This window comes from Pseudomonas sp. D(2018), assembly GCF_005502555.1.
Classification (GTDB): Bacteria; Pseudomonadota; Gammaproteobacteria; order Pseudomonadales; family Pseudomonadaceae; genus Metapseudomonas; species Metapseudomonas resinovorans.
Genome location: NZ_SCOK01000030.1, coordinates 49,906 through 71,309 on the forward strand (window position 1 = coordinate 49,906; position 21,404 = coordinate 71,309).

Below are 21,404 nucleotides of genomic sequence, written 5' to 3' on the forward strand. Positions count from 1 at the left end.
CCTGGGGCCTCAGAGGCGATCAGCGGCACAGGGCAGAAGCTGTGCGGTAAGAAAAAGTGTGACGTAAGGTCGCGGAACGGCCCTTCGTCGGAATCAAAAACTGTCTGATTCGTGCGCAAAACGAAATAGCACTACGACATCATGACTCTGGTCAGCCCCCAAGCCACGGGGCTTAGACCGAAAAGTGGCAAAAAACGTTTCCATCTGCTTATGGCCGTTGCCACCTTCAAGTTACGTCCTTATGACAAAACGATCATTCACATGCCTGGGGGCATTGGTTAGAAATCAGCTTAACCCGTCGCCGCAATGGCGATGGATGAAGGCCCGTCACGCCGGCAACGGGTCCTCGAAGGCAGAGCATTTTCTGCCAGGTCCCGACTTGGGGCCAATGGACATAACAGTCAACAAATGAGGGCTACACCCTATGAGAAGACTTAAGCGTGATCCGATGGAACGAGCATTCTTGCGCGGCTATCAGCACGGCATCAACGGCAAATCCCGCGATCTTTGTCCTTTCACCCATCCCACCACACGGCAAGCCTGGATCAACGGTTGGCGCGAGGGCCGTGGCGACAACTGGGATGGCTACACCGGCACCGCCGGTATTCACCGACTGAACGAACTCCACGCCGTCGGCTGACACAGGATCACACCGACTTCACCAAGCACGCCCCATCCGGGCGGCGGGCGCAAGCCCAGGGGCTCCCTTAGCGGGAGCCCTTTTTATTTCTCCTCAGCTCCTCGGCAACCCCGCGATGGCGTCCACCGCTTCGCGAATCAGCGCCGGCCCCTTGTAGATGAAGCCCGAGTAGACCTGCACCAGGCTGGCGCCGGCGGCGATCTTCTCCGCTGCGTGACGGCCTTCGGTGATACCACCCACCGCGATGATCGGCAGGCGACCGCCCAGCTCACCCGCCAGCACTTTCACAGTGTGGGTGCTCTTGTCGCGCACCGGAGCGCCGGAGAGACCACCCGCCTCATTGCAGTGAGGCAGCCCGTCAACGCCCTCTCGGCCCAGGGTGGTATTGGTGGCGATGACCGCATCCATGCCGGACTCCAGCAGCGCCTTGGCCACCATGGCCGTTTCTTCGTCGGACATGTCCGGGGCGATCTTGATGGCCAGCGGCACATGCTTGCCATGTTGGGCGGCCAGGCTTTCCTGGCGGCTGCGCAGGGCTTCCAGCAGTTGCTTGAGCGAATCACCGAACTGCAGGCTGCGCAGTCCGGGCGTGTTCGGCGAGCTGACGTTTACCGTCACGTAGCAGGCATGGGCGTAGACCTTGTCCAGGCAGGCCAGGTAGTCGTCCACCGCGCGCTCGACCGGCGTGTCGAAGTTCTTGCCGATATTGATGCCCAGCACCCCGTCGTACTTGGCCGCGCGTACTCGCGCCAGCAAATGGTCGACGCCCAGGTTGTTGAAGCCCATGCGGTTGATGATGGCTTCGGCCTGGGGCAGGCGGAACAGCCGCGGCTTGGGGTTGCCCGGTTGAGGACGCGGCGTCACGGTGCCGATCTCGACAAAGCCGAAGCCCAGTTGGGCGAAACCGTCGATGGCGTCACCGTTCTTGTCCAGGCCGGCAGCCAGGCCCACCGGGTTGGGGAACTCCAGCCCCATCACCTTGACCGGCAGGCTTGCCGGTGCCTTGGTCAGCAGGCGATTGAGGCCGAGACGGCCGCCGGCGCCGATCAGGTCGATGGACAGTTCGTGGGAGGTTTCCGGGGACAGGGAGAAGAGCAGCTCGCGGGCCAGTTTGTACATGGTCGGTCGGGCATCGATAGGCGGTATGGGGCGGCGATTATAGCCGCGCCGCGCCCAATCAGGCGAGGCGACGCAGACTGAGGAGCTTGCCGTCGGCGGAAAAATCCAGCTGGAAGGTGCCGCGCACGCCGGAATGTCCCAGGTGCGGGCGCAGATGATGGGCCGGCAGGCTGACCTTGCGGCCGTCGCGACTGCGCAGCAACACACGGTTTGCTCGTCCTTGATAGACTGCGAGGAATTCGTCCGCAGTCAGGGAAATATCCAGCACCACGCTGGGCATGGAGGCATCCTCGACAATGAAGAGCAGGATTCTGCCACACCGTCTGTTCACTCTCCTTCCCCGCCAAGCGGAAATGTCCGACGCCCGGTTCGCACGGCCGGCAACCCTCTGCCACACTGCGACCCGTGACCCGGGAGTATTCAGGCCATGAGTCAGATGCAGCCACCACCACCATTGAGCGCCCGCCTGGCTGCAATCGCCCAGCGTTTCGGCATTGGCAAGACACCGCGTCGGGTATTCGAACGCGCCAGCCAACTGCGACTGCCCTTCCAGCAACTGCCCCGGCCCCAGGAATCCATCTGGTGGCAAGCTGGCCCGCCCTTGCAGCGGCTGGTGGAACTGCCACGCGGCGCCCTGTCCGGCCCCGTCCAGGACGACAAGGCCGAAGCCCACGCCGTATTGGTGGGCGTGGTGAAGCGCAGTGAACAGCACCTCTCCAGTTTTGACCTGCGCCAAGTCGACGGCCTGTGCGGCAACGACAACGAACCGGCGCCCTCCCCGAGCTTCGAGGACTACCTGGCTGGCCTGCACAGTCGCAAGGTCCGAATCATCAGTTACAAGGACTTCATCAAGGCCATCAGCCTGCCGCTGCCACGCTTTCTCGCTGGCGCGCCCATCAGCCTCTTCCGAGCCAACTGGCACGGCAATCGAGTGTTCTGGAGCGGTGACCAGCACTCCGAAGCCTTCGCTGCATCCATTGCGTACGCACGCCTGCGTGAGCTAGAAGCCACCCTCCCCGCCGCAATCACCGACTACCGCCTCGACCCCGGCGGCCTGGAGCTCCTGGACGACCGCTACCACGTACTGGCCATGCCGGTGCAGGCCTGGAGCGATCCGGCCTTCATGGGCCTGCTGCTGGACGGTGGCATCCCCTACTCGCGCCTGACGTTCCTGCGCAACTCCGGAGCGCCGGAGCTCATTCTGCTGCCAAAGAAGCACGCCGAAGCCACGGCCCTGGGCGAAGGCCTGCGCCTGGCCGGCGCAGCAGATGTAGTGTCCTATCTGCAAAGGCTGTGCTGATCGCTGCCTTGGGGCGATTTGATCTTCGGTGAACCTGTCCTTTCGCGAAGCACACCCGCGCACTGGGTCGCACCCGCTCAGCGACTCCCCACTATCCGGCGATCGAGTAGGGTGAGGGATTACTCCCTCAGCCCTCTCACACCACCGTACGTGCGGTTCCGCATACGGCGGTTCAATTAATACACTGGAGTCGCTGCACAGTACTGCGCAGCGAGACCAACCCCATTTTGGCGAAGTACAACGTCTGTACTGCCTGGTTCATGTGATGGGATGCCGAGTTCCACCAAGGCCCGCGCCCATTAACGCTCGATTGCCACGCCCGCTCGGGCCTAAGCCCAAGTGAGATGAGTCGTCGTTCGCGGGTCTTCGGGGTTTTCCACTGCCGCCAGAGCAGGCAACGTAATTTTCGACGCAGCCACCAATCGAGCTCATCCAGTGTCCGCATGTTTGCGGTCAGTCGGAAATAGTTCGCCCAACCCCGCAGTACGGGGTTTAGCACCTCGATGGTGTGGGGCAAGGACCGTCCTCGGCCCTTGCGCAGCAACTCACGAACTCGATCCATCAGCCTGCGAAGACTCTCGGGGGCGATCCGCACCCGAGCTTCCTTGCGGTAGATCGTGAGCGCATAGCCCAGAAACTTTCGCTTCCAAGGCCGCGCCACTGCGCTTTTCTGCTCGTTGATACGCAGTTTCAGATGGCCTTCCAGGAAGGCTCTGATACTCGCCATCACCCGCCGGCCTGTGCATTCGCTACCGACATAAATGTTGCAGTCGTCGGCGTAGCGGCAGAACTTCAACCGCCGTCTTTCCAGCTCTCGATCAAGATCGGTCAACAGGATATTCGACAGTAGCGGGGACAGCGGCCCACCTTGAGGCGTGCCTTCGTTTCGGGCTTGAATCACTCCATCGGCCATCATCCCCGCTTCCAGGAAGCGGCGAATCAGCCTCAGTAGGCGACCATCCTTCACCCGGTAGGCGAGTCGAGCCATCAGCACATCGTGGTTAACCCGATCGAAGAATTTCTCCAGATCAATGTCCACCACCCAGTGCTTCCCTTCAGCTACATACTCTTTCGCCTTGGCCACCGCATCGAGCGCACTTCTCTGCGGGCGAAAGCCGTAGCTGCCCTCGGAGAATGCCGGCTCGAAAATCGGTTGCAGTACTTGATGGAGCGCCTGCTGGATGAGCCGATCCACCACCGTAGGCACCCCAAGTGTCCTAACCCCGCCATTGGGCTTGGGTATGTCCACTCGGCGCACCGCCCGAGGCAGGTACCGATCCTCCAGCAGTGCCGCCCTCACACTCGACCAGTGCACCAACAGCCAGTCCTTCAATTCCTCGACCGTCAGGCGATCAACGCCCGCTGCGCCTCGGTTCTTCAGGACGCGCTTGTGCGCTCGTCGCAGGTTGCTGGGTTCGACCACCAGCTCCATGAGCCGGTAGCCCTCCGATTTCGTTCGCCCAGCTGTCGCCGCAACCCCCTCAGCACTCTGCGGGCTTCCTTCCGGATTCCGTCCGGCTCTGGCAGGCAGGCCTCCCATATCGGGAGCTTCTGCGTCTTCGTGGGTTGTCGAGATCAGTTGTCCTACTCTCGGTATTAATTGTTCAGGCCTTCAGTCTCGTGACCTACTATGCCCTCTGCTGACTTCTGCACGGTCATTCCTGCACCTCACGGTGCCGGTAGCCCTGACGGGCAACCGTGCAGATCTCCCCGGGTATTGCGCACCCACTTTCCCGCTTATGCCTGTCGGATCTACGTCATGGCGTTCTGTGCAAGTACTGGGCTTTACAGATTTCGGACTGCTTACCCCGCCATGCCGCCTCGTATCCGCTTCCTGTTCGTCAGGCCAGCGTTTTGCCTCGGGCTTCCTTCAGACTCGCAGTCACCCGCGAAACCCTTGCCTCTGGCTAGCACTTCCCCTTGCCGGGTGTGCAGGGGACTTTCACCCCTCAGTGAGTGCGCCCTGCCGGGCGCACCGAAAAAAACCCCGCCGAAGCGGGGTTGAGAGCACTAAAAACCTACAGCGTCACGGGCATCAGGGAATGCATACGCCGTGCTGGCCGCTCTGGGCCAGGTCCATGAGCTCACGGTTGGCCACCGCGTACATGGCGTAGTCGGTGGCAGTGGCGGCGCGCAGCTCGACCAGCATGACCTTCCAACGCTCCACCAGGGCACGGTGCTGATCCAGCCACAGCGCCACACGTTCTTCGATATCCGCCGGACCGTCGTTCATCTGCAGGACGGAGATGGTGATCGCCCGCTGTTGCCAGTCCAGATCGTCGCGGAACGCTTCCCGCGCCAGCGCTTGCCAGTTGTTCTCCACGGGCAGACTGGTGATCTGCTGCAGGTACCACGACAGGTCCAGCGCACCCCCCACGGCGAAGTAGGCCGCGGCCACTTCCGCGGCGTCCTTGCCGGTGACGTCCGACGCCTCGATGATCGGCAGCAGGGTGTAGAGGTGGCTGGTACCCGCCACGACGCGGGCCAGGTCTTCCGGAGCACCGGCCTGCACATAGGACTGGAAGCGCGCCAGCCAGAGCTCGCGGGACGGGCCTTCCAGCAACTCATCCAGACGACCGGCCAGGGCCTCCACGCGCGGAGCGAAGTGATTGACGTCGCGCGCGGCATTCTGGTCTTCGCGACGGCTACGCAGGAACCAGCGGGTAGCACGGCGACCCAGGCGCATCAGTTCGTCCATCAGGGTCAGTTGCAGCTCGGCCGGGACCTTGTAGTCCAGTGCCTCGATCTGCTGCCACCAGTGCGGCAGGCGGAATACATCGCGCACCACGACATAGGCGCCGGCCACGTTGGCCGCGCTCATGCCAGTGGACTCCTTCAGGCGCTGCACGAAGGTGATGCCCATGTGGTTGACCAGGTCGTTGGCGATCTGGGTGCTGATGATCTCCCGCTTCAGGCGGTGGCGACGCATGGACTCGCCAAAGGTTTCCGCCAGGCGCGCCGGGAAGGCAGTCTCCATCTCCTGGGCCAGGTAGTCATCGTCCGGCACCAGGGATTTGAGCAGGGACTCCTTGAGGTCGATCTTGCTGTAGGAGATCAGTACCGACAGTTCCGGACGGGTCAGGCCCTGGCCGTTGGCGATACGTTCGTTCAACTCCTCGTCGGAGGGCAGGAACTCCAGGCCGCGGTCCAGCTTGCCGGCCGCTTCCAGAGCGGCGACGAGGCGCTTGTACTCGCCGATCTTCTCGCGGGCACGGCGTTGAGCCAGGGACAGCGCCTGGGTCTGCTTGTAGTTGTTGCCCAGTACCAGGTTGCCCACGTCGTCGGTCATCTCGGCCAGCAGCTTGTTGCGCTGCTTGCCGGTCATGTCACCGGCCGCAACGATCTCGTTGAGCAGGATCTTGATGTTGACCTCGTGGTCCGAGCAGTCCACGCCGCCGGCGTTGTCGATGAAGTCCGTGTTGCTGGCGCCGCCGTTGAGGCCGTACTCGACGCGGCCCAGTTGGGTCATGCCGAGGTTGCCACCCTCGCCCACTACCTTGGCGCGCAGTTCGCGGCCGTCGACGCGCAGGGCGTCGTTGGCCTTGTCGCCCACGTCGGCGTGGCTTTCGCTGCTGGCCTTGACGTAGGTACCGATGCCGCCGTTCCAGAGCAGGTCTACCGGCGCCTTCAGCAGGGCATTGAGCAGCTCGGTGGGGGTCAGCTTGTCGGCCTCGATCTCGAAGCGTTGCTGCATCTGCGGGCTGATGGCGATGCTCTTGGCGGCGCGCAGGAAGATGCCGCCGCCTTCGGAGATCAGCTTGGTGTCGTAATCGGCCCAGGAGGAACGCGGCAGATCGAACATGCGCTTGCGCTCGATGAAGCTGGACGCCGCATCCGGATTCGGGTCGATGAAGATATGCATGTGGTTGAAAGCGGCCACCACTTGCAACTTATCCGACAGCAGCATGCCGTTGCCGAACACGTCGCCCGCCATGTCGCCGATGCCAATCACGGTGATGTGATCCTTCTGCACATCGATGCCACGCTCGCGGAAGTGACGCTGCACCGACACCCAGCCACCCTTGGCGGTAATGCCCATGCCCTTGTGGTCGTAGCCGGCCGAACCGCCGGAGGCGAAGGCGTCGCCCAGCCAGAAGCCGTAGTCCTGGGCAATGCCGTTGGCGATGTCGGAGAAGGTCGCGGTGCCCTTGTCGGCCGCCACCACCAGGTAGGGATCGTCGGCGTCGTGGCGCACCACGTTGGCCGGCGGCACCACCTTGCCTTCCTTGAGGTTGTCGGTGACGTCCAGCAGGCCCGAAATGAAGATGCGGTAGCAGGCGATGGCTTCAGCCTGGATGTCATCACGGGTGCCACCTACGGGCAGACGACGGGGGATGAAACCGCCCTTGGCGCCCATGGGCACGATCACCGCGTTCTTCACCTGCTGCGCCTTCACCAGGCCCAGTACTTCGGTGCGGAAGTCTTCCTCGCGGTCGGACCAGCGCAGGCCGCCACGCGCCACGTCACCGAAGCGCAGGTGTACACCCTCGACGCGTGGGCAGTAGACGAAGATTTCGAACTTGGGCACCGGGCGCGGGATGTCGGGGATCAGGCGCGGACTCAGTTTGAAGCTGAAGTAAGACTTGTTCTGGCCGGCCGCATCGGGCTGGTAGAAGTTGGTGCGCAAGGTCGCCTTGATCAGGTCCAGGTAGCGACGCAGGATGCGGTCTTCGTTAAGCACGGCGACGTTGTCCAGCTCACCCAGGATGGCGTGCTCCAGTTTCTGCTGCTTGTCGTCCAGGTCGTCCGCCGCCAGCTTGCGCGCCAGGTAGAAGCGGGTTTTGAACAGACGCACCAGCTCCTTGGCGATGTTGACGTGGTTCAGCAGGGTGCTGGCGATATACGAGAGGTCGAAGCCCAGGCGGATCTGCTTCAGGTAACGGGCATAGGCACGCAGCAGGGCGACGTCGCGCCAAGGCATCGCGGCGGTCAGCACCAGGCGGTTGAAGGCGTCGTTCTCGGCATGGCCGCCGACGATATGCACGAAGGCGTCCTGCAGGGTGTCGTTGAGCTGCTGGATATCGACGTCATCACCCAGCGCACTGGTGAAGGCGAAGTCGTGGATCCAGTACTGGCGACCATCCTGGCGGACCAGGCGGTAGGGGAATTCACCCAGCACGCGCAGGCCGAGGTTCTCCAGAATCGGCAGTACATCGGACAGGGCTAGCGGCGTGTCGGCATGGTACAGCTTGCAATGCAGCTGCTGCTCGCCCTGGGCCAGTGGCTGATAGAAGCTCATCACCAACGGGCGCTCGTCGGACAGGCTGTACAGGTGCTGCATGTCCACCACGGCCGAGTGCGGGGCGAAGCGCTCGCGATAACCGGCCGGGAAGCCTTTCGGGAAGTCGGCCAGCACGCGGGTGCCCTGCCCTTCGCCGAAGCTTTCGTTGACCAGGCTGGCGTAGTCGTCCTTCCAGGAGCGGCAGGCCTGGATGACTTCTTTTTCCAGCAACGTGGTGTCGACGCTCACCTTGTTCTTTGGATCAAGGCGCAGGATGAACTGCACGCGCGCCAGCACGGATTCGGAGAAGAAGGTCCAGAACTCGCAGTCGCTGGCCTGGAGGCGATCCATCAGGATCTGCTGGATCTTCAGGCGGGTTTCGGTGGAGTACACGTCGCGCGGCACATAGGCCAGCGCGTAGGCGAAGCGGCCATAGGGGTCGCGGCGCAGGAACAGGCGGATCTTGTTGCGTTCCTGCATCTGCACGATGGACATGGCGGTGGAGAAGAGATCGTCCACCGGAGTCTGGAACAGGTCGTCGCGCGGCAGGACTTCCAGCACCTGCGCCAGTTCCTTGCCCAGGTGGGCCTTGGCATCGAAGCCCGAACGGCGCTGAATCTCCGCCACCTTGCGACGGATGTAAGGGATGTGCTCGACGCTTTCGGCATAGACGGACGAGGTGTAGAGGCCCATGAAGCGGCACTCCTTGATCACCTTGCCCTTGGCATCCAGCTCGCGGATGGAGACGAAGTCCGGATAGGCCGGGCGGTGCACGCGGCTCGGCTCGGCGGCCTTGGCGAAAGACAGCAGATTGGGCTCACGCAGGTAGGCAACCGCCTCGCCCTCGATGTGCAGGTCATCCTTCTTCAGGCCGGCGCGGCGCAGCCTGGAAACGCCCAGCAGGGACTTCTCGTCGTAGACCAGGTGGCCACCGTTCTTGTCGTCGGCCACCGTGAACTCTTCGTAGCCAAGGAACGTGAAGTGGTCGTCCAGGATCCAGTCCATGAACACCTTCACTTCCTTCAGCTCTTCGCCGTCGACCTTGAGCTTGGCCTTGTCCAGCCACGCCAGCAGCTCCTGAGCCTTGGCCTTCATCGACTTGAAGTCGGCCACGGCCACACGGACTTCACCCAGCACTTCCAGCAGTGCCTTTTCCAGGGTCTTCATGGCGCCGTTGTTAGCGCAACGGTCGATCTCCAGGAACATCAGGGATTCCTGATGCACATCCTTGCCCTGATTGCCCTTGGGCAGGACGTCGATCAGTTCGCCCTTGGCATTACGGCGCACGCTCAGCACATTGTTCTGCAAGGTGTGGATGCTGTAGCCACGGCGGTTCAACTCCATGCGCACCGAATCCACCAGGAAGGGGATATCCGGGTGCAGCACTTCCACGGCGGTGTGGGTGGACTGCCAGCCGTGCTTCTCGTAATCGGGGTTGAACACCCGGACCTCAGGCCTGGCGGAGTCGAAGCGCTCCAGCAGGCGCCACGACGACAGGGTGCAGCCAACCAGGTCGGACAACCGGCGCTGGGTCAGCTCGTCGAGGGCGATGATGCCGAAGAATTGTTCGGCGAACAGGGAAACTTGTGGCAATACCTGTTCGCTGACGTGCTGCGCCAGGGCCGCTTGCAGTTGATGCTGGAAGTCGGCTTTGCTGGCCGCCGTGAAGAACGCCATGGTTGTGCTCCGCTAGGCTCGTTTTGTTGGGGTTAAGCGTAGATCGCTTAATAAGCGGAGAAAGGGCCACAGGTCGATCCGGGCAGTGCGGCCCTGCTCCGGGCAAGCGCCGGGTGACAACTGCGACCCGGCGGTCACCATTGCCGCGAAAGCTTAACGAGGGAGCAATGCCACGCGCTTACGGTGCTGCGACATATTCGTTCATGCAGAGTCCCCCGATGCGCTTTCCCGGGCACCCGCGCGAAGCCGCTGTGTAAGGACCCTGTAAACCCCACCCCGGTCACGGAACCAACGCTCGAGTTCAGGCTCTTCTAGGCCGTCTCCCCTGGTCTGGATTAAAGTTATGCATCATCCCCGGAGGGCTTACAGCTCTCTTCTCTCCAGCTCAACGAGTCCATCGATGGAACACCGTGATGCGCTAGTCGCCCTTCGGAACTACCTTTCCACCCAGATCCTCGGCCAGGAAAAACTCATCGACCGCCTGTTGGTTGCCCTGCTCGCAGACGGCCACCTGCTGGTCGAAGGCGCGCCCGGCCTGGCCAAGACCAAGGCCATCAAGGACCTGGCGGACGGCGTGGAAGCGGAGTTTCATCGCATCCAGTTCACTCCCGACCTGCTGCCAGCGGACATCACCGGCACCGAGATCTACCGCCCTGAGAACGGTAGTTTCGTCTTCCAGCAGGGCCCCATCTTCCACAACCTGGTCCTGGCGGACGAAATCAACCGCGCGCCGGCCAAGGTGCAATCGGCACTGCTGGAAGCCATGGCCGAGCGCCAGGTATCCATCGGCCGCTCCACCTACGCCCTGCCGCCGTTGTTCCTGGTGATGGCAACCCAGAACCCCATCGAGCAGGAGGGCACCTATCCCCTGCCCGAAGCCCAGCTCGATCGCTTCCTGATGCACGTTCGCATCGGTTTCCCGGATGCGTCGGTGGAACGCAAGATTCTCCAGCAGGCCCGAGGCGAGGCCCTGCACGGCGAAACCCGTGCCGAGCATCAGGTCAGCCAGCAGGCGATCTTCGCCGCGCGAAAGGAAATCCTCGGCCTCTACATGGCCGACGCGGTAGAGGAGTATCTGGTGCACCTGGTCATGGCCACCCGCACCCCGGCCAAGTTCGACAGCGAGATGGCCGAATGGCTCGCCTGGGGCGCCAGTCCACGTGGCTCCATCGCCCTCGACCGCTGCGCCCGTGCCCACGCCTGGATGGCCGGCCGCGACTTCGTCAGCCCGGAAGACATCCAGGCGGTGCTCTTCGATGTGCTGCGTCATCGCCTGATCCTTTCATTCGAGGCGGAAGCCGCTGGCATCGACCAGGACCGGGTGATCCAGCGCATTCTGGATGTGGTAGCGGTAGCCTGATGCGCCTGAAAGCTGCAGCCTGGAAGTTCCGCATCCGGAAACGCCGTCCGGCGACGCCTGGTTTCGCTCCGCCCGCGGCCAGCGCGGAAGGCGTGCACGTCGGACTCGCCGAGCTGATCGACATGCGCCACCGGGTCCGGGAGGTGCAGCTGTTCTCCAGCCCCGCCCGCCGCAGCCCGCTGATTGGGCTGCACCACTCCAAGTTGCGTGGACGCGGCGTGGACTTCGACCAGGTGCGTATCTACCAGGCGGGCGACGACGTGCGCACCATCGACTGGCGCGTCACGGCACGCACCCAGGAACCCCACACCAAGCTGTTCCACGAAGAGCGCGAGCGGCCGGTGTTCATCATGGTCGAGCAGAGCCAGCGTCTGTTCTTCGGCACCGGTCTGGTGTTCAAGTCGGTGCTTGCCGCACAAGCCGCGAGCCTCATCGGCTGGGCTGCCCTGGCCCACAACGACAGGGTTGGTGGACTGGTGTTCAGTGACCAGGAACATCACGAGATCAAGCCACGGCGCAGCAAGCAGAGCCTTCTGCAATTGCTGAGCCGCCTGGCCCGCGCCAACCAGGCCCTCGGCAGCCCCGGCAGCGCCCAGCGCGAGGGCTTCAGCCTGGCCCTGCGCCGCGCCCGAGAAGTACTTCGCCCTGGCAGCCTGGTGGTGATCCTCTGCGACGAGAGAACCCTGTCCGATACCGCGGAGCAACAGATCGCCCTGCTCGCCCGACACACCGACCTGATCCTGATGCCGGTTTCCGATCCCCTGGACCACGCGCTGCCCGCCGCCGGCTTGTTGCGCTTCGCCGAACAGGGCGCGCAACTGGAGCTGGATACCCACGCCAGCGACCTGCGCCAGGCCTATCGCGAACAGGGCGAGGCGCGGGTTGCGCGTTGGGAACGCCTGGCCCAGCGACTCGGCGTCCTGTTGCTGCCAATGACGACCCAGGAAGGCATGATCGAGCAATTGCGTGACCACTTGCAGCGCAAGGGCGGCGGCCGATGACTCCGCTGGAGGGGCTGGAGCCCCTGATCGCACCGGCTGCCATTTCCTGGTGGCCGCCCGCGCCCGGGTGGTGGTGCCTGCCGCCCCTGCTCGGGTTGCTGGCCTGGGCGCTTTGGCGCGGGTGGCGTCGACGCGCGCAGCAGGATGCAGTCGAAGGCGAACAACCACTGGACCCGATGCGCCAGACCGCCCTGGAAGAGCTGGCGCGCCTGCCCAAGCCCTACGACGGTGCGCCGGCCGGTCCCTGGCTACAGGAGCTCAACGGCCTGCTCAAACGTCTATGCCGCATGCACTATGCCGGAGACAACAGTCATACCCTGAGCGGCCGAGCCTGGCTCGCCTATCTCGACAACCGCTGCCCGGCCGCGGGCCTGACACGCTGGATGATCCTGGTAGAAGGCGCCTACCGTCCGCAGTGCAAACTGGACGACAAGGCCATCGCCGGCCTCTACCAGTCCGTCGAGACGTGGATCCGCAAGCATGTTTGAGTTCACCTGGCCATGGATCTTTCTCCTCGCCCCGCTGCCTTGGGTCTTGCGCCTGCTGCTGCCGCCCGCAGACAGCGGTGACGCAGCGCTGAAGGTGAGCTTCCTTGCCGACCTTGAGGGCCTGGCCGGCCGACGCGCCCGCGCCAACCTGCCGGCCTGGCGCCAGCAGGCACCCTTCGCCCTGCTCTGGCTCTTGCTGCTCTGCGCCGCCGCGCGCCCGGAATGGGTCGGCGAGCCACAACCCATGCCCACCAGCGGCCGCGACCTGCTGCTGGCAGTAGATGTGTCCGGCTCCATGGACTACGCCGACATGCGTTGGGAAGAGGAAGACGTCAGCCGCCTGACCCTGGTGAAGCATCTGATGGGCGAATTCATCGACGGCCGCCGCGGCGACCGTATCGGCCTCATCCTGTTCGGCAGCCAGGCCTACCTCCAGGCCCCACTCACCTTTGACCGCAACACCGTGCGCACCTGGCTGGAGGAGGCCCTGATCGGGATTGCCGGCAAGAACACGGCCATCGGCGACGCCATCGGCCTGGCGGTAAAACGCCTGCGCCAGCGTCCAGCCAACAGCCGCGTGCTGGTGCTGATCACCGATGGCGCGAACACCGGTGGCGAGATCGACCCGCTGACCGCAGCTCGCCTCGCTGCCCAGGAGCAGGTGAAGATCTACACCATCGGTATCGGCGCCGACCCGCAACAGAGCGACGTGCTTGGCATCCTCGGCCTCAACCCCAGCATGGACCTGGACGAACCTACCCTGACCGCCATCGCCGAGCAGACCGGCGGCCAGTACTTCAGGGCACGCAGCAGCAAAGAGCTGGAGGGAATCGAGGAAAACCTCGACCGCCTGGAGCCGGTGAGCCAGCGCGCCAGCCAGACCCGCCTGGCGTATGCCCTCTACAGTTGGCCCCTGGCCGCCGCCCTGCTGCTGAGCATCGTCCTGGTCTGCCGTGTCCTCTGGCCCCACGCGCTGCAGCAACGCCCGCAGTGGCTGCGGAGGCGCACATGATCGAGCTCTGGCCCCACTGGCTGCGACCCGCCTGGCTGCTTCTGCTCCCCCTGTTGGGCTGGCTGCTCTGGCAGCTCTGGCACCGCGAGCGCCGCAGCGGCCGATGGGAGCAACTGCTGCCGCGCGCCTTCCAGCCCTGGTTGCTCAGCGGCGGCAGCCAGCGCAACAACCGACTGCCGTGGCTGGCCCTTGGCCTGGCCTGGCTGCTCTGCCTGCTGGCCCTGCTCGGCCCGAGCTGGCAGCAGATGGAACAGAGCACGCAGAAACGCGCCGACCCACTGGTCGTGATGCTGGAACTGACGCCGTCGATGCTCGCCACCGACATTTCTCCGAGTCGCCTGGAACAGGCCAAGCGCAAATTGCGCGACCTGCTGGAGGCCCGACGCGATGCGCAAACGGCAATCGTCGTCTACGCCGGCAGCGCCCACAGCCTGGTGCCACTGTCCGACGACCTGATGACCAGCCTCAATCTGATCGACTCGCTGAAACCCTCGATCATGCCGCAACAAGGGCACCGCGCCGACCTGGCAGTCGCCAAGGCCCTGAAGCTGCTGGAACAGGGTGCCCAGGGCCAGGGGCGTCTGTTGCTGATCACCAGCGGCCTCGACGACCAAGAGCAGACAGGCATCCGCAAGACGCTTGGCTCACGTGCCGAGCGCCTGTCCATCCTCGGTATCGGCACGGCGGCAGGCGCGCCTATTGCCCAGGAGGACGGCGGTTTCCTCAAGGATGACCAGGGCGCCATCCTCTTACCCAAGCTCGACAGCACCCAGCTCCGCCGTTTCGCCACGAGTCTGAGTGGCCGCTATGCCAGCGTCCGACTGGATGTAGGCGACTTGCGCAGTCTGGGACTGCTGGACGGTCCTTCGAGCCTGCGCGAGAGCGGCGAAATCGCCCGCCTTGCCACCTGGGCTGACCAGGGCCACTGGCTGCTGCTGCCTTTGCTGCTGATCACCGCCTGCGCCGGGCGCCGTGGCTGGCTGTTCTGCCTGCCGCTGTTGCTGGTGCTGCCGCGCCCCAGCCTGGCCATGGAGTTCGAGGATCTCTGGCTGCGCCCGGACCAACAAGGCCAACGCCTGCTGCAAGCCGGGAAGCCCAGCGATGCGGCGCAGCGTTTCACCGATCCGCGCTGGCAGGGCATGGCGCTCTACCAGGCCGGTGACTACACCGAGGCTGCGGCCCGCTTCGCCCAGGGCGACAGCGCAACGGACCACTACAACCGCGGCAATGCGCTGGCCCAGGCTGGCGAACTGGAAGCCGCGATTGACGCCTACGACTCCGCCCTGCAACGCCAGCCCGACTTGGCCGCAGCGCAGAAGAACAAGACACGGGTCGAAGAACTGCTGCGCCAACGCGAAGCAGAGGCCAGCGCCGGAAAACAGAGCCAGCAAAGCGATGAGCAGCAGCAGGGCGGGCAGACCGGCGATCAACGTACGGCGCAACAACAGAACAGCGGACAGAACGCCGACGAGCGCACCGCGCAGCAAGGCAATGGCGAAGCCCAGCCAGGCAACCAGACGCGATCGACCACCGGAGGCACGGCCGAAGAGGCCACCTCCCAGGAGGCCGCAGAGGACCAGACCGCCAGCACCGAACCGCTGGGCGACGAGCGTCGCCAGGCACTTGAACAATGGTTGCGACAGATACCGGACGACCCCGCCGAGCTGCTACGCCGCAAGTTCTGGTACGAACAGCAACAGCGCCAGGAAGAACAGTGATGACGCGCCTGCTATGCACCCTCCTCCTTAGTTTGCTGGCCCTGACCGCCCTGGCCGCCGGCTTCACCGCCAATGTCGACCGTACGCGGCTGAGTGAAGGCGAGACCGTAGAGCTGACGCTCGAATCCTCGGATCCGACCCTGTTCGGCAAGCCTGACCTGGCACCGCTGAACGCGGACTTCGAGGTGCTCGGTACCCGGCAGATCAACCAGCTCGGCACCTTCAACGGCAAGAACGACCACGCCACCCGCTGGATCATTACCCTGCAGCCGAAACAAACCGGCTTTGTCACCATCCCGGCACTGAAGCTCGGTGACGTCCATAGCGCTCCCATCACCCTGCACGTGCAAAAGGCCGAGAAAAGCGAGAAATCCACCGGCGGCAACCTGGCCCCGGTCTTCATCGACGCCAGCCTCGACCAGGAAAAAGTCTACGTGCAGGCCCAGGCCATCCTCACTCTGCGCATCTACCACTCGGTTTCCCTCTACGACGACAGTAGCCTCAGCCCGCTGCAGATGGACGACGCCCGCGTCGAGCAACTGGGTGACCCGCGCACCTACGAGAAAGAGATCAATGGCGTGCGCCATGGTGTGATCGAGGTGCGCTATGCCGTGTTCCCGCAGAAAAGCGGCGTGCTGAACATCCCCCCGCAGGTGTTCAGCGCCACCCTGGTCGACCCGGGCAGCGAGACCGGCTACCAGCCCTTTGGCCCGCGACCCGGCAAGCTGACCCGGGTGAACTCACCGCGTATCCCGCTCACCGTAATGCCGAAGCCCTCCGAGTACCCGACCGATGCCCCTTGGCTGCCGGCGCGCAACCTGACCCTGGCCGAATCCTGGAGCCCCGACCCCAAAGGCGTACAGGCTGGCGACTCACTGACCCGCAGCCTGCTGTTGAACGTGGAAGGTCTTTCCAGCGCCCAGATCCCACCGCTGCCGGCGACCCAGGCCAAGGGCCTGCGCCGCTATCCGGACCAGCCACAGCGAAGCAACAAGATCGACGACCGCGGACTCATCGGCAGCCGTGAGGAGCGCGAGGCCCTGGTGCCCACCGCCAGTGGTCGCCTGGAGCTGCCAGCGGTCGTCGTGACCTGGTGGAACACCCGGGACAACCGTGTGGAGCGCAGCGAGATTGCTGCGCGCACCCTGGAAGTCGCCATCAATCCCGAGCTGGAGCCTGCTCCCGCGCCGACTGCGGGCGCCCAGAACGACAGCCGAATCGACCGCGCGCGTCTCTGGCCCTGGCAAACGGCCTGCGCCCTGCTCGCCTGTACCACCTTGCTGGGCTTTGGCCTGTGGTGGAGGGCACGCCGCCAACCGGCGATCCTGCCCACGGTCCAGGCCGGCCCGAGTCCACGTACCCTGCTGGATGAGCTGCGCCGCGCCTGCCAATCCAACGACCCCCACGCTACCCGCCAGGCCCTGGACAACTGGGCTCGACAGCACCCGGAGACGCTCGCCGACATGGCCGCCCGCTTCGTGCCGCTGTCCGACGCAATGGACGGCCTCAATGGTGCCCTCTACAGCGAAGCCGGCCAGCACTGGCAAGGCGAAGACCTGTGGAAGGCCATCCGCGCCCTCCCCGCCCCCCAGGTGGAACAGCAAGCCACGGGCGAACCGAGCCAGTTGCCTCCGTTGTATCCACGCTGAGGTTCAACTAGGGCAGGTTCTCTTTCTGTACGGGCGCTCCAGCCCGTAGCCCGCAGGCCTGCTGTAGGTTGGTCCGAGCTTTGCGAGGCCCAACGTAGGGGTTCGACCAGGATCGTTGGGCTTAGCTGCGCTCTGCCGCAACCTACGGGTAGTCACAACAATCCACGCGCATAAAAAAAACCGCGGCCTGGGCCGCGGTTTTTCATCCAGCTGATCAGGCTTAGTGCGCCAGCAACGAACCACCAACCTTGCCCGCCAGCTTCTCGGGCTTGATCAGGAAGCGCGCCAGGGCCGGCAGCAGCCACAGGGCACCGAACATGTTCCAGAGGAGCATGAAGGTCAGCATCAGACCCATATCGGCCTGGAACTTGATGGCCGAGAACATCCAGGTGGCAACCCCGATGGCCAGGCAGAGACCGGTGAAGAGCACGGCCTTGCCGGTGGACTTCAGAGTCTGGTAGTACGCCTCCTGCAGCGGTAGGCCAGCACGCAGGAAGCTTTCCAGGCGGCTGTAGATGTAGATGCCGTAGTCGACACCGATACCCACGCCCAAGGCGATCACCGGCAGGGTGGCCACCTTAACGCCGATACCCAGCCAGGCCATCAGCGCGTTGCCCAGCACCGAAGTGAGGATCAGCGGCAGCACGATGCACAGGGTGGCCGCGATGGAGCGGAAGGTGATCAGGCACATCACGGCAACGCAGATGTACACCAGGATCAGGATGGTCAGCTCGGCCTCGGCGATCACCTCGTTGGTGGCCGCTTCGATACCGGCGTTACCGGCCGCCAGCAGGAACTGCAGGCCATCCTTGTTGTGCTCCTTGGCGAACTCTTCCACCGCCGTGACTGCACGCGTCAGGGTCTCGGCCTTGTGGTCGTTGAGGAACACCAGCACCGGTGCCAGGGAGCAGTCGGAGTTGTACAGACCCTCGGCACGGCTGATGGAGTTGTTCAGGACGTCCTGGTTGCGCGACAGGGTCTCCCACTTCAGGTTGCCTTCGTTCATCCCTTTGATCACCTGCTTGGAGACGGTGACCATGGAGATGGCCGATTGCACGCCCGGCGTGTTCTCCATCTTCCACATCAGTTCATCCACCGGCGCCAGGGCCTCATGGGTCGAGCAGCCCTCGGGGCCGGTCTTGACCATGACTACCAGCACATCGGAGCTGGTGGAGTAGTTGTTGATGATGAAGTTGTTGTCCTGGTTGTAACGCGAGTCCGGACGCAGTTCCGGAGCGCCCTGGTCGAGGTCGCCGATCTTCAGGTTCTGGCCGTACCACAGGCCGCCACCGAAGGCGATCAGGGCGATGACCACGGAGATCGGTGCAACAACCGGATGAGCGAAGTTGGACAGCAGGCGCCAGAACGGATGATCACGCACCGCGTCCTTCTTGCTGCGCTCGATGGCCTTCTTGCTGATGCCGACATAGGAGATGGCGACCGGCAGCAGGATCAGGTTGGTGAACACAATCACCGCCACACCGATGGAGGCGCCGATGGCCAGCTCGCGGATCACTCCGATATCGATGATCAGCAGGGTGATGAAGCCCACGGCGTCAGCGAGGATGGCGATCATGCCCGGCAGGAACAGCTGGCGGAACGTCCGCCGCGCAGCGGTCAGGGCGTTGTCGGCGTCGCTGGATTGCAGGGCGATACCGTTGATCTTCTGCACGCCGTGGGAAATACCGATGGCGAAGATCAGGAACGGCACCAGCATCGAGTACGGGTCGAGGCCAAAGCCCACGCTGTGCATCAGCCCCAACTGCCAGACCACTGCCACCAGCGTGGTGATGAGCACGGCGATGGTGCTGCGGATACACCAGGTGAACCAGTAGAGCAGCACCAGGGTAATCAGGAAGGCGATGCCGAAGAACATCACCACCATGATCAGGCCGTCGATCAGGTCACCCACCTTCTTCGCGAAGCCCACGACATGGACCTTCACATTGGGGTTCTGGGCCTGATACTTGTCGCGGATCTTCTCTTCCAGTTCATGGGAGAACTGGCGGTAGTCCAGCTTCAGCAGCTTGCCCTGGTCGTTCGGGTCCGGATAGGACTCCAGCAGCGGCACATCGATGATGCTCGACTTGAAGTTGTTGGCGACCAGGCGGCCGATCTGGCCGGACTTGAGTACGTTGTTGCGTAGCTCTTCCAGACTATCCGGGGAACCGTCGTAGGTCTGCGGGATGACCTCGCCGCCGGCAAAGCCTTCCTCGGTCACTTCGGTCCAGCGAACGCTCGGGCTCCACAGGGACTTCAGGCCGGAACGATCCACACCGGAGATGTAGAACACCTCGTCGTGGATCTGCCGCAGGGTCTCCATGTACTCCTTGGAGAAGATGTCGCCGTTGACCGCTTCCACCGAGATACGAACGGTGTTGCCAAGGTTGGCAAGGTCATTGCGATGCTCGAGCATCTTCTGGATGTAGGGATGATGCAGCGGAATCATCTTCTCGAAGCTGGTAGACGGCCGCACCTGCATGGCCTGCCAGAAGAGAAAAACGCTGACCAGCAGGCAGATGACGATCACTGCCGGCCGGTTGTTGAAGATCAGGCGCTCCAGGAAGGTCGCCTTGTCCTGGTGATGGGTACTCATCGAAACTCTCCGCCTTTTCTTATAGTTGGCCCAGCTCGGCGCCGGTCGGTGACGCTACGCGCACACCGCCCTGTCCCACCAGGATCAGGTTGCCTTTCTCGTCGGCGATGACACTGGCCAGCGACATGCGATCGCTGCGGTTCACCACTGCGAAGCTACGGCCATTGTCGGTGCTCTTCAGCACGCTGCCGCCATGTCCGACCACCACCAGGCTGCCATCGGGCAGCAGCGCGCCGCCGGACAGGCCGAACTCCAGTTCGCCGTTGCTGGTCTTCAGCGGCACGGTTTCCCAGGTGCTGCCGAAATCCGCGGAACGGAACAGGTGGCCACGCAGGCCATAGGCGATCACCACGCCCGGCTCGGCAGTTCCGAGGACGCCGAACAGCGAACCCTCGTACGGGCCTTCGAGGCGCTCCCAGGTCTCACCCCAGTCGGCGGAACGGAACATGCTGCCCGCCTCACCCACCACGAACAGACCGGTGTCTTTCACGGCGGCGATGGCATTGAGGTGGTACTGGTCTTCGTTGTCGAGGCGGTCGCTGACATCTTCCCAGTTCTTGCCACCGTCCTGGGTGATCAGCAAGGCACCGTAGGCGCCCACGGCAAAGCCGGTATTGGCATCCTTGAACCAGATGTCCAGCAGAGGTGCTTCGCGCTGCAGATCTTCGAACTGCAGGCTCCAGGACGCGCCGCCGTCCTCGCTGACGAGGATCTGCGAGTCGTGGCCAACGGCCCAGCCTTTCTTGTCATCGACGAAATAGACAGCGGTGAGCATCTGGCGGGTAGGCACCTTGGCCTGGGTCCAGGACTTGCCGTTGTCATCGGAATAGAGAATGTGTCCACGGTCACCAACAGCCACCAGGCGCTTGCCGGCGTGGGCGACATCGAGCAGCAGGCTGCTCACGGCCTTGGGCGATTCGATGGAGAGGACGGGAGCATCAGCGGCCAGCGCGGATGCGGTAATGGGCGCAGCGGCTACAGCAAGGACGGATAGCACACTGAACAGCGAGAGCGCTTTGGCCAGCGGCGAGTGGAAGCGGAACGTCGGCTTGTCGAGGCTATCCACGGCAAGGCCAGACGGGGTGCGCCGCATGACGGGCTCACTCATACACCTTTCCCCTTATTGTTATAGGTGGCGCTACCCAGGGAGGCAGCGCCCTAATCCTAGCCAGCTTTGGAAAGCCTGCACAATCGGCGGGACGTTATGTTTTGTTAAGCGTCGGTGGCGCTCTGTAACACGACGCTCCTGCTCTCCCAAAGAAAAAGGCCGCTCTAAACAGGCCGTGTGAAAACTCCCTGAGTGCAGGCCAAGCCAACGCCCCGACTGGTTCGGGGCGTTGGTGTTTCTGGGTAATCGAAAGCGAGGAGCGGGATTTATCCCATCAGCTCGATCAACCGACGGGCGCCCAGCGCGTTGAGGGCCCGTTTCAGGTTGTAGGCGTTTACCGCCAGGGCCATTTCCGTGCGTGCGCCCTGCAACTGGCGGAGCAGGAAGCGGCCGTTGCCCAGAATCCACTGCTTCAGGTTGCCGAAGGGGTGTTCGACGATGGATCGGCGCCTGACCATCATCTCCGGATGCGCCTGCATCCGCTGCTGCATCCGCGCAAACGCCGCTTCATGGGC

Annotated in this window: 15 protein-coding genes; 8 read left to right on the top strand and 7 right to left on the bottom strand. The window is 63.8% G+C overall.

Annotated features, from left to right (window positions below; all coding sequences use genetic code 11):
- The first annotated feature begins 424 nt into the window (after positions 1 to 424).
- The gene (rmf, locus tag FFS60_RS18685) at positions 425 to 640 is read left to right on the top strand and encodes a ribosome modulation factor (RefSeq protein ID WP_028631373.1); all 216 of its coding nucleotides are present in this window, start codon (positions 425 to 427) and stop codon (positions 638 to 640) included.
- Between the two features lie 93 nt (positions 641 to 733).
- On the opposite strand, the gene FFS60_RS18690 is transcribed toward rmf, so the two are convergent.
- Together FFS60_RS18690 and FFS60_RS18695 are read right to left on the bottom strand one after the other, a co-directional pair.
- A complete protein-coding gene (locus FFS60_RS18690) occupies positions 734 to 1,759 on the bottom strand; it encodes a quinone-dependent dihydroorotate dehydrogenase (protein ID WP_028631372.1) in 1,026 nt (341 codons plus the stop codon).
- 58 nt (positions 1,760 to 1,817) lie between these two features.
- Complete coding sequence (locus tag FFS60_RS18695; protein WP_028631371.1) at positions 1,818 to 2,039, bottom strand: DUF2835 domain-containing protein; 222 nt, start codon at positions 2,037 to 2,039, stop codon at positions 1,818 to 1,820.
- Positions 2,040 to 2,186: 147 nt separating this feature from the next.
- Between FFS60_RS18695 and FFS60_RS18700 the strand changes: the two genes are divergently transcribed.
- On the top strand, positions 2,187 to 3,059 hold the full coding sequence (locus FFS60_RS18700) for a DUF6685 family protein (protein ID WP_028631370.1): 873 nt from the start codon (positions 2,187 to 2,189) through the stop codon (positions 3,057 to 3,059).
- Positions 3,060 to 3,231: 172 nt separating this feature from the next.
- Here the strand turns inward: FFS60_RS18700 and ltrA are convergent, their stop codons facing one another.
- Together ltrA and FFS60_RS18710 are read right to left on the bottom strand one after the other, a co-directional pair.
- On the bottom strand, positions 3,232 to 4,656 hold the full coding sequence (gene ltrA / locus FFS60_RS18705; RefSeq protein ID WP_371926454.1) for a group II intron reverse transcriptase/maturase: 1,425 nt from the start codon (positions 4,654 to 4,656) through the stop codon (positions 3,232 to 3,234).
- Between the two features lie 438 nt (positions 4,657 to 5,094).
- Positions 5,095 to 9,957: an NAD-glutamate dehydrogenase gene (locus tag FFS60_RS18710; RefSeq protein ID WP_137822805.1), complete on the bottom strand. Its 4,863-nt coding sequence runs from the start codon at positions 9,955 to 9,957 to the stop codon at positions 5,095 to 5,097.
- A 400-nt stretch (positions 9,958 to 10,357) separates the two neighbouring features.
- On the opposite strand from FFS60_RS18710, the gene FFS60_RS18715 reads away from it, so the two are divergent.
- From FFS60_RS18715 to FFS60_RS18740, 6 genes are all read left to right on the top strand, one after another.
- Complete coding sequence (locus tag FFS60_RS18715; protein WP_028631367.1) at positions 10,358 to 11,317, top strand: MoxR family ATPase; 960 nt, start codon at positions 10,358 to 10,360, stop codon at positions 11,315 to 11,317.
- Positions 11,318 to 11,439: 122 nt separating this feature from the next.
- Complete coding sequence (locus FFS60_RS18720) at positions 11,440 to 12,318, top strand: DUF58 domain-containing protein (RefSeq protein ID WP_137822807.1); 879 nt, start codon at positions 11,440 to 11,442, stop codon at positions 12,316 to 12,318.
- A complete protein-coding gene (locus tag FFS60_RS18725) occupies positions 12,315 to 12,806 on the top strand; it encodes a DUF4381 domain-containing protein (protein WP_028631365.1) in 492 nt (163 codons plus the stop codon). Before FFS60_RS18720 ends, FFS60_RS18725 begins: the two co-directional genes overlap by 4 nt.
- Positions 12,799 to 13,818 carry a VWA domain-containing protein gene (locus FFS60_RS18730; RefSeq protein ID WP_028631364.1) on the top strand — a complete coding sequence of 340 codons (1,020 nt, stop codon included), beginning with the start codon at positions 12,799 to 12,801 and terminating at the stop codon, positions 13,816 to 13,818. Before FFS60_RS18725 ends, FFS60_RS18730 begins: the two co-directional genes overlap by 8 nt.
- Positions 13,815 to 15,536 carry a VWA domain-containing protein gene (locus FFS60_RS18735; RefSeq protein WP_028631363.1) on the top strand — a complete coding sequence of 574 codons (1,722 nt, stop codon included), beginning with the start codon at positions 13,815 to 13,817 and terminating at the stop codon, positions 15,534 to 15,536. Before FFS60_RS18730 ends, FFS60_RS18735 begins: the two co-directional genes overlap by 4 nt.
- On the top strand, positions 15,536 to 17,185 hold the full coding sequence (locus FFS60_RS18740; protein ID WP_028631362.1) for a BatD family protein: 1,650 nt from the start codon (positions 15,536 to 15,538) through the stop codon (positions 17,183 to 17,185). Before FFS60_RS18735 ends, FFS60_RS18740 begins: the two co-directional genes overlap by 1 nt.
- A 220-nt stretch (positions 17,186 to 17,405) precedes the next feature.
- On the opposite strand, the gene FFS60_RS18745 is transcribed toward FFS60_RS18740, so the two are convergent.
- From FFS60_RS18745 to FFS60_RS18755, 3 genes are all read right to left on the bottom strand, one after another.
- A complete protein-coding gene (locus FFS60_RS18745; RefSeq protein ID WP_028631361.1) occupies positions 17,406 to 19,781 on the bottom strand; it encodes an RND family transporter in 2,376 nt (791 codons plus the stop codon).
- A gap of 19 nt (positions 19,782 to 19,800) precedes the next feature.
- A complete protein-coding gene (locus FFS60_RS18750) occupies positions 19,801 to 20,889 on the bottom strand; it encodes a YCF48-related protein (protein ID WP_028631360.1) in 1,089 nt (362 codons plus the stop codon).
- A gap of 266 nt (positions 20,890 to 21,155) precedes the next feature.
- Positions 21,156 to 21,404: transposase (locus tag FFS60_RS18755; protein ID WP_171016542.1), on the bottom strand; the 249-nt coding region annotated here is incomplete at its 5' end.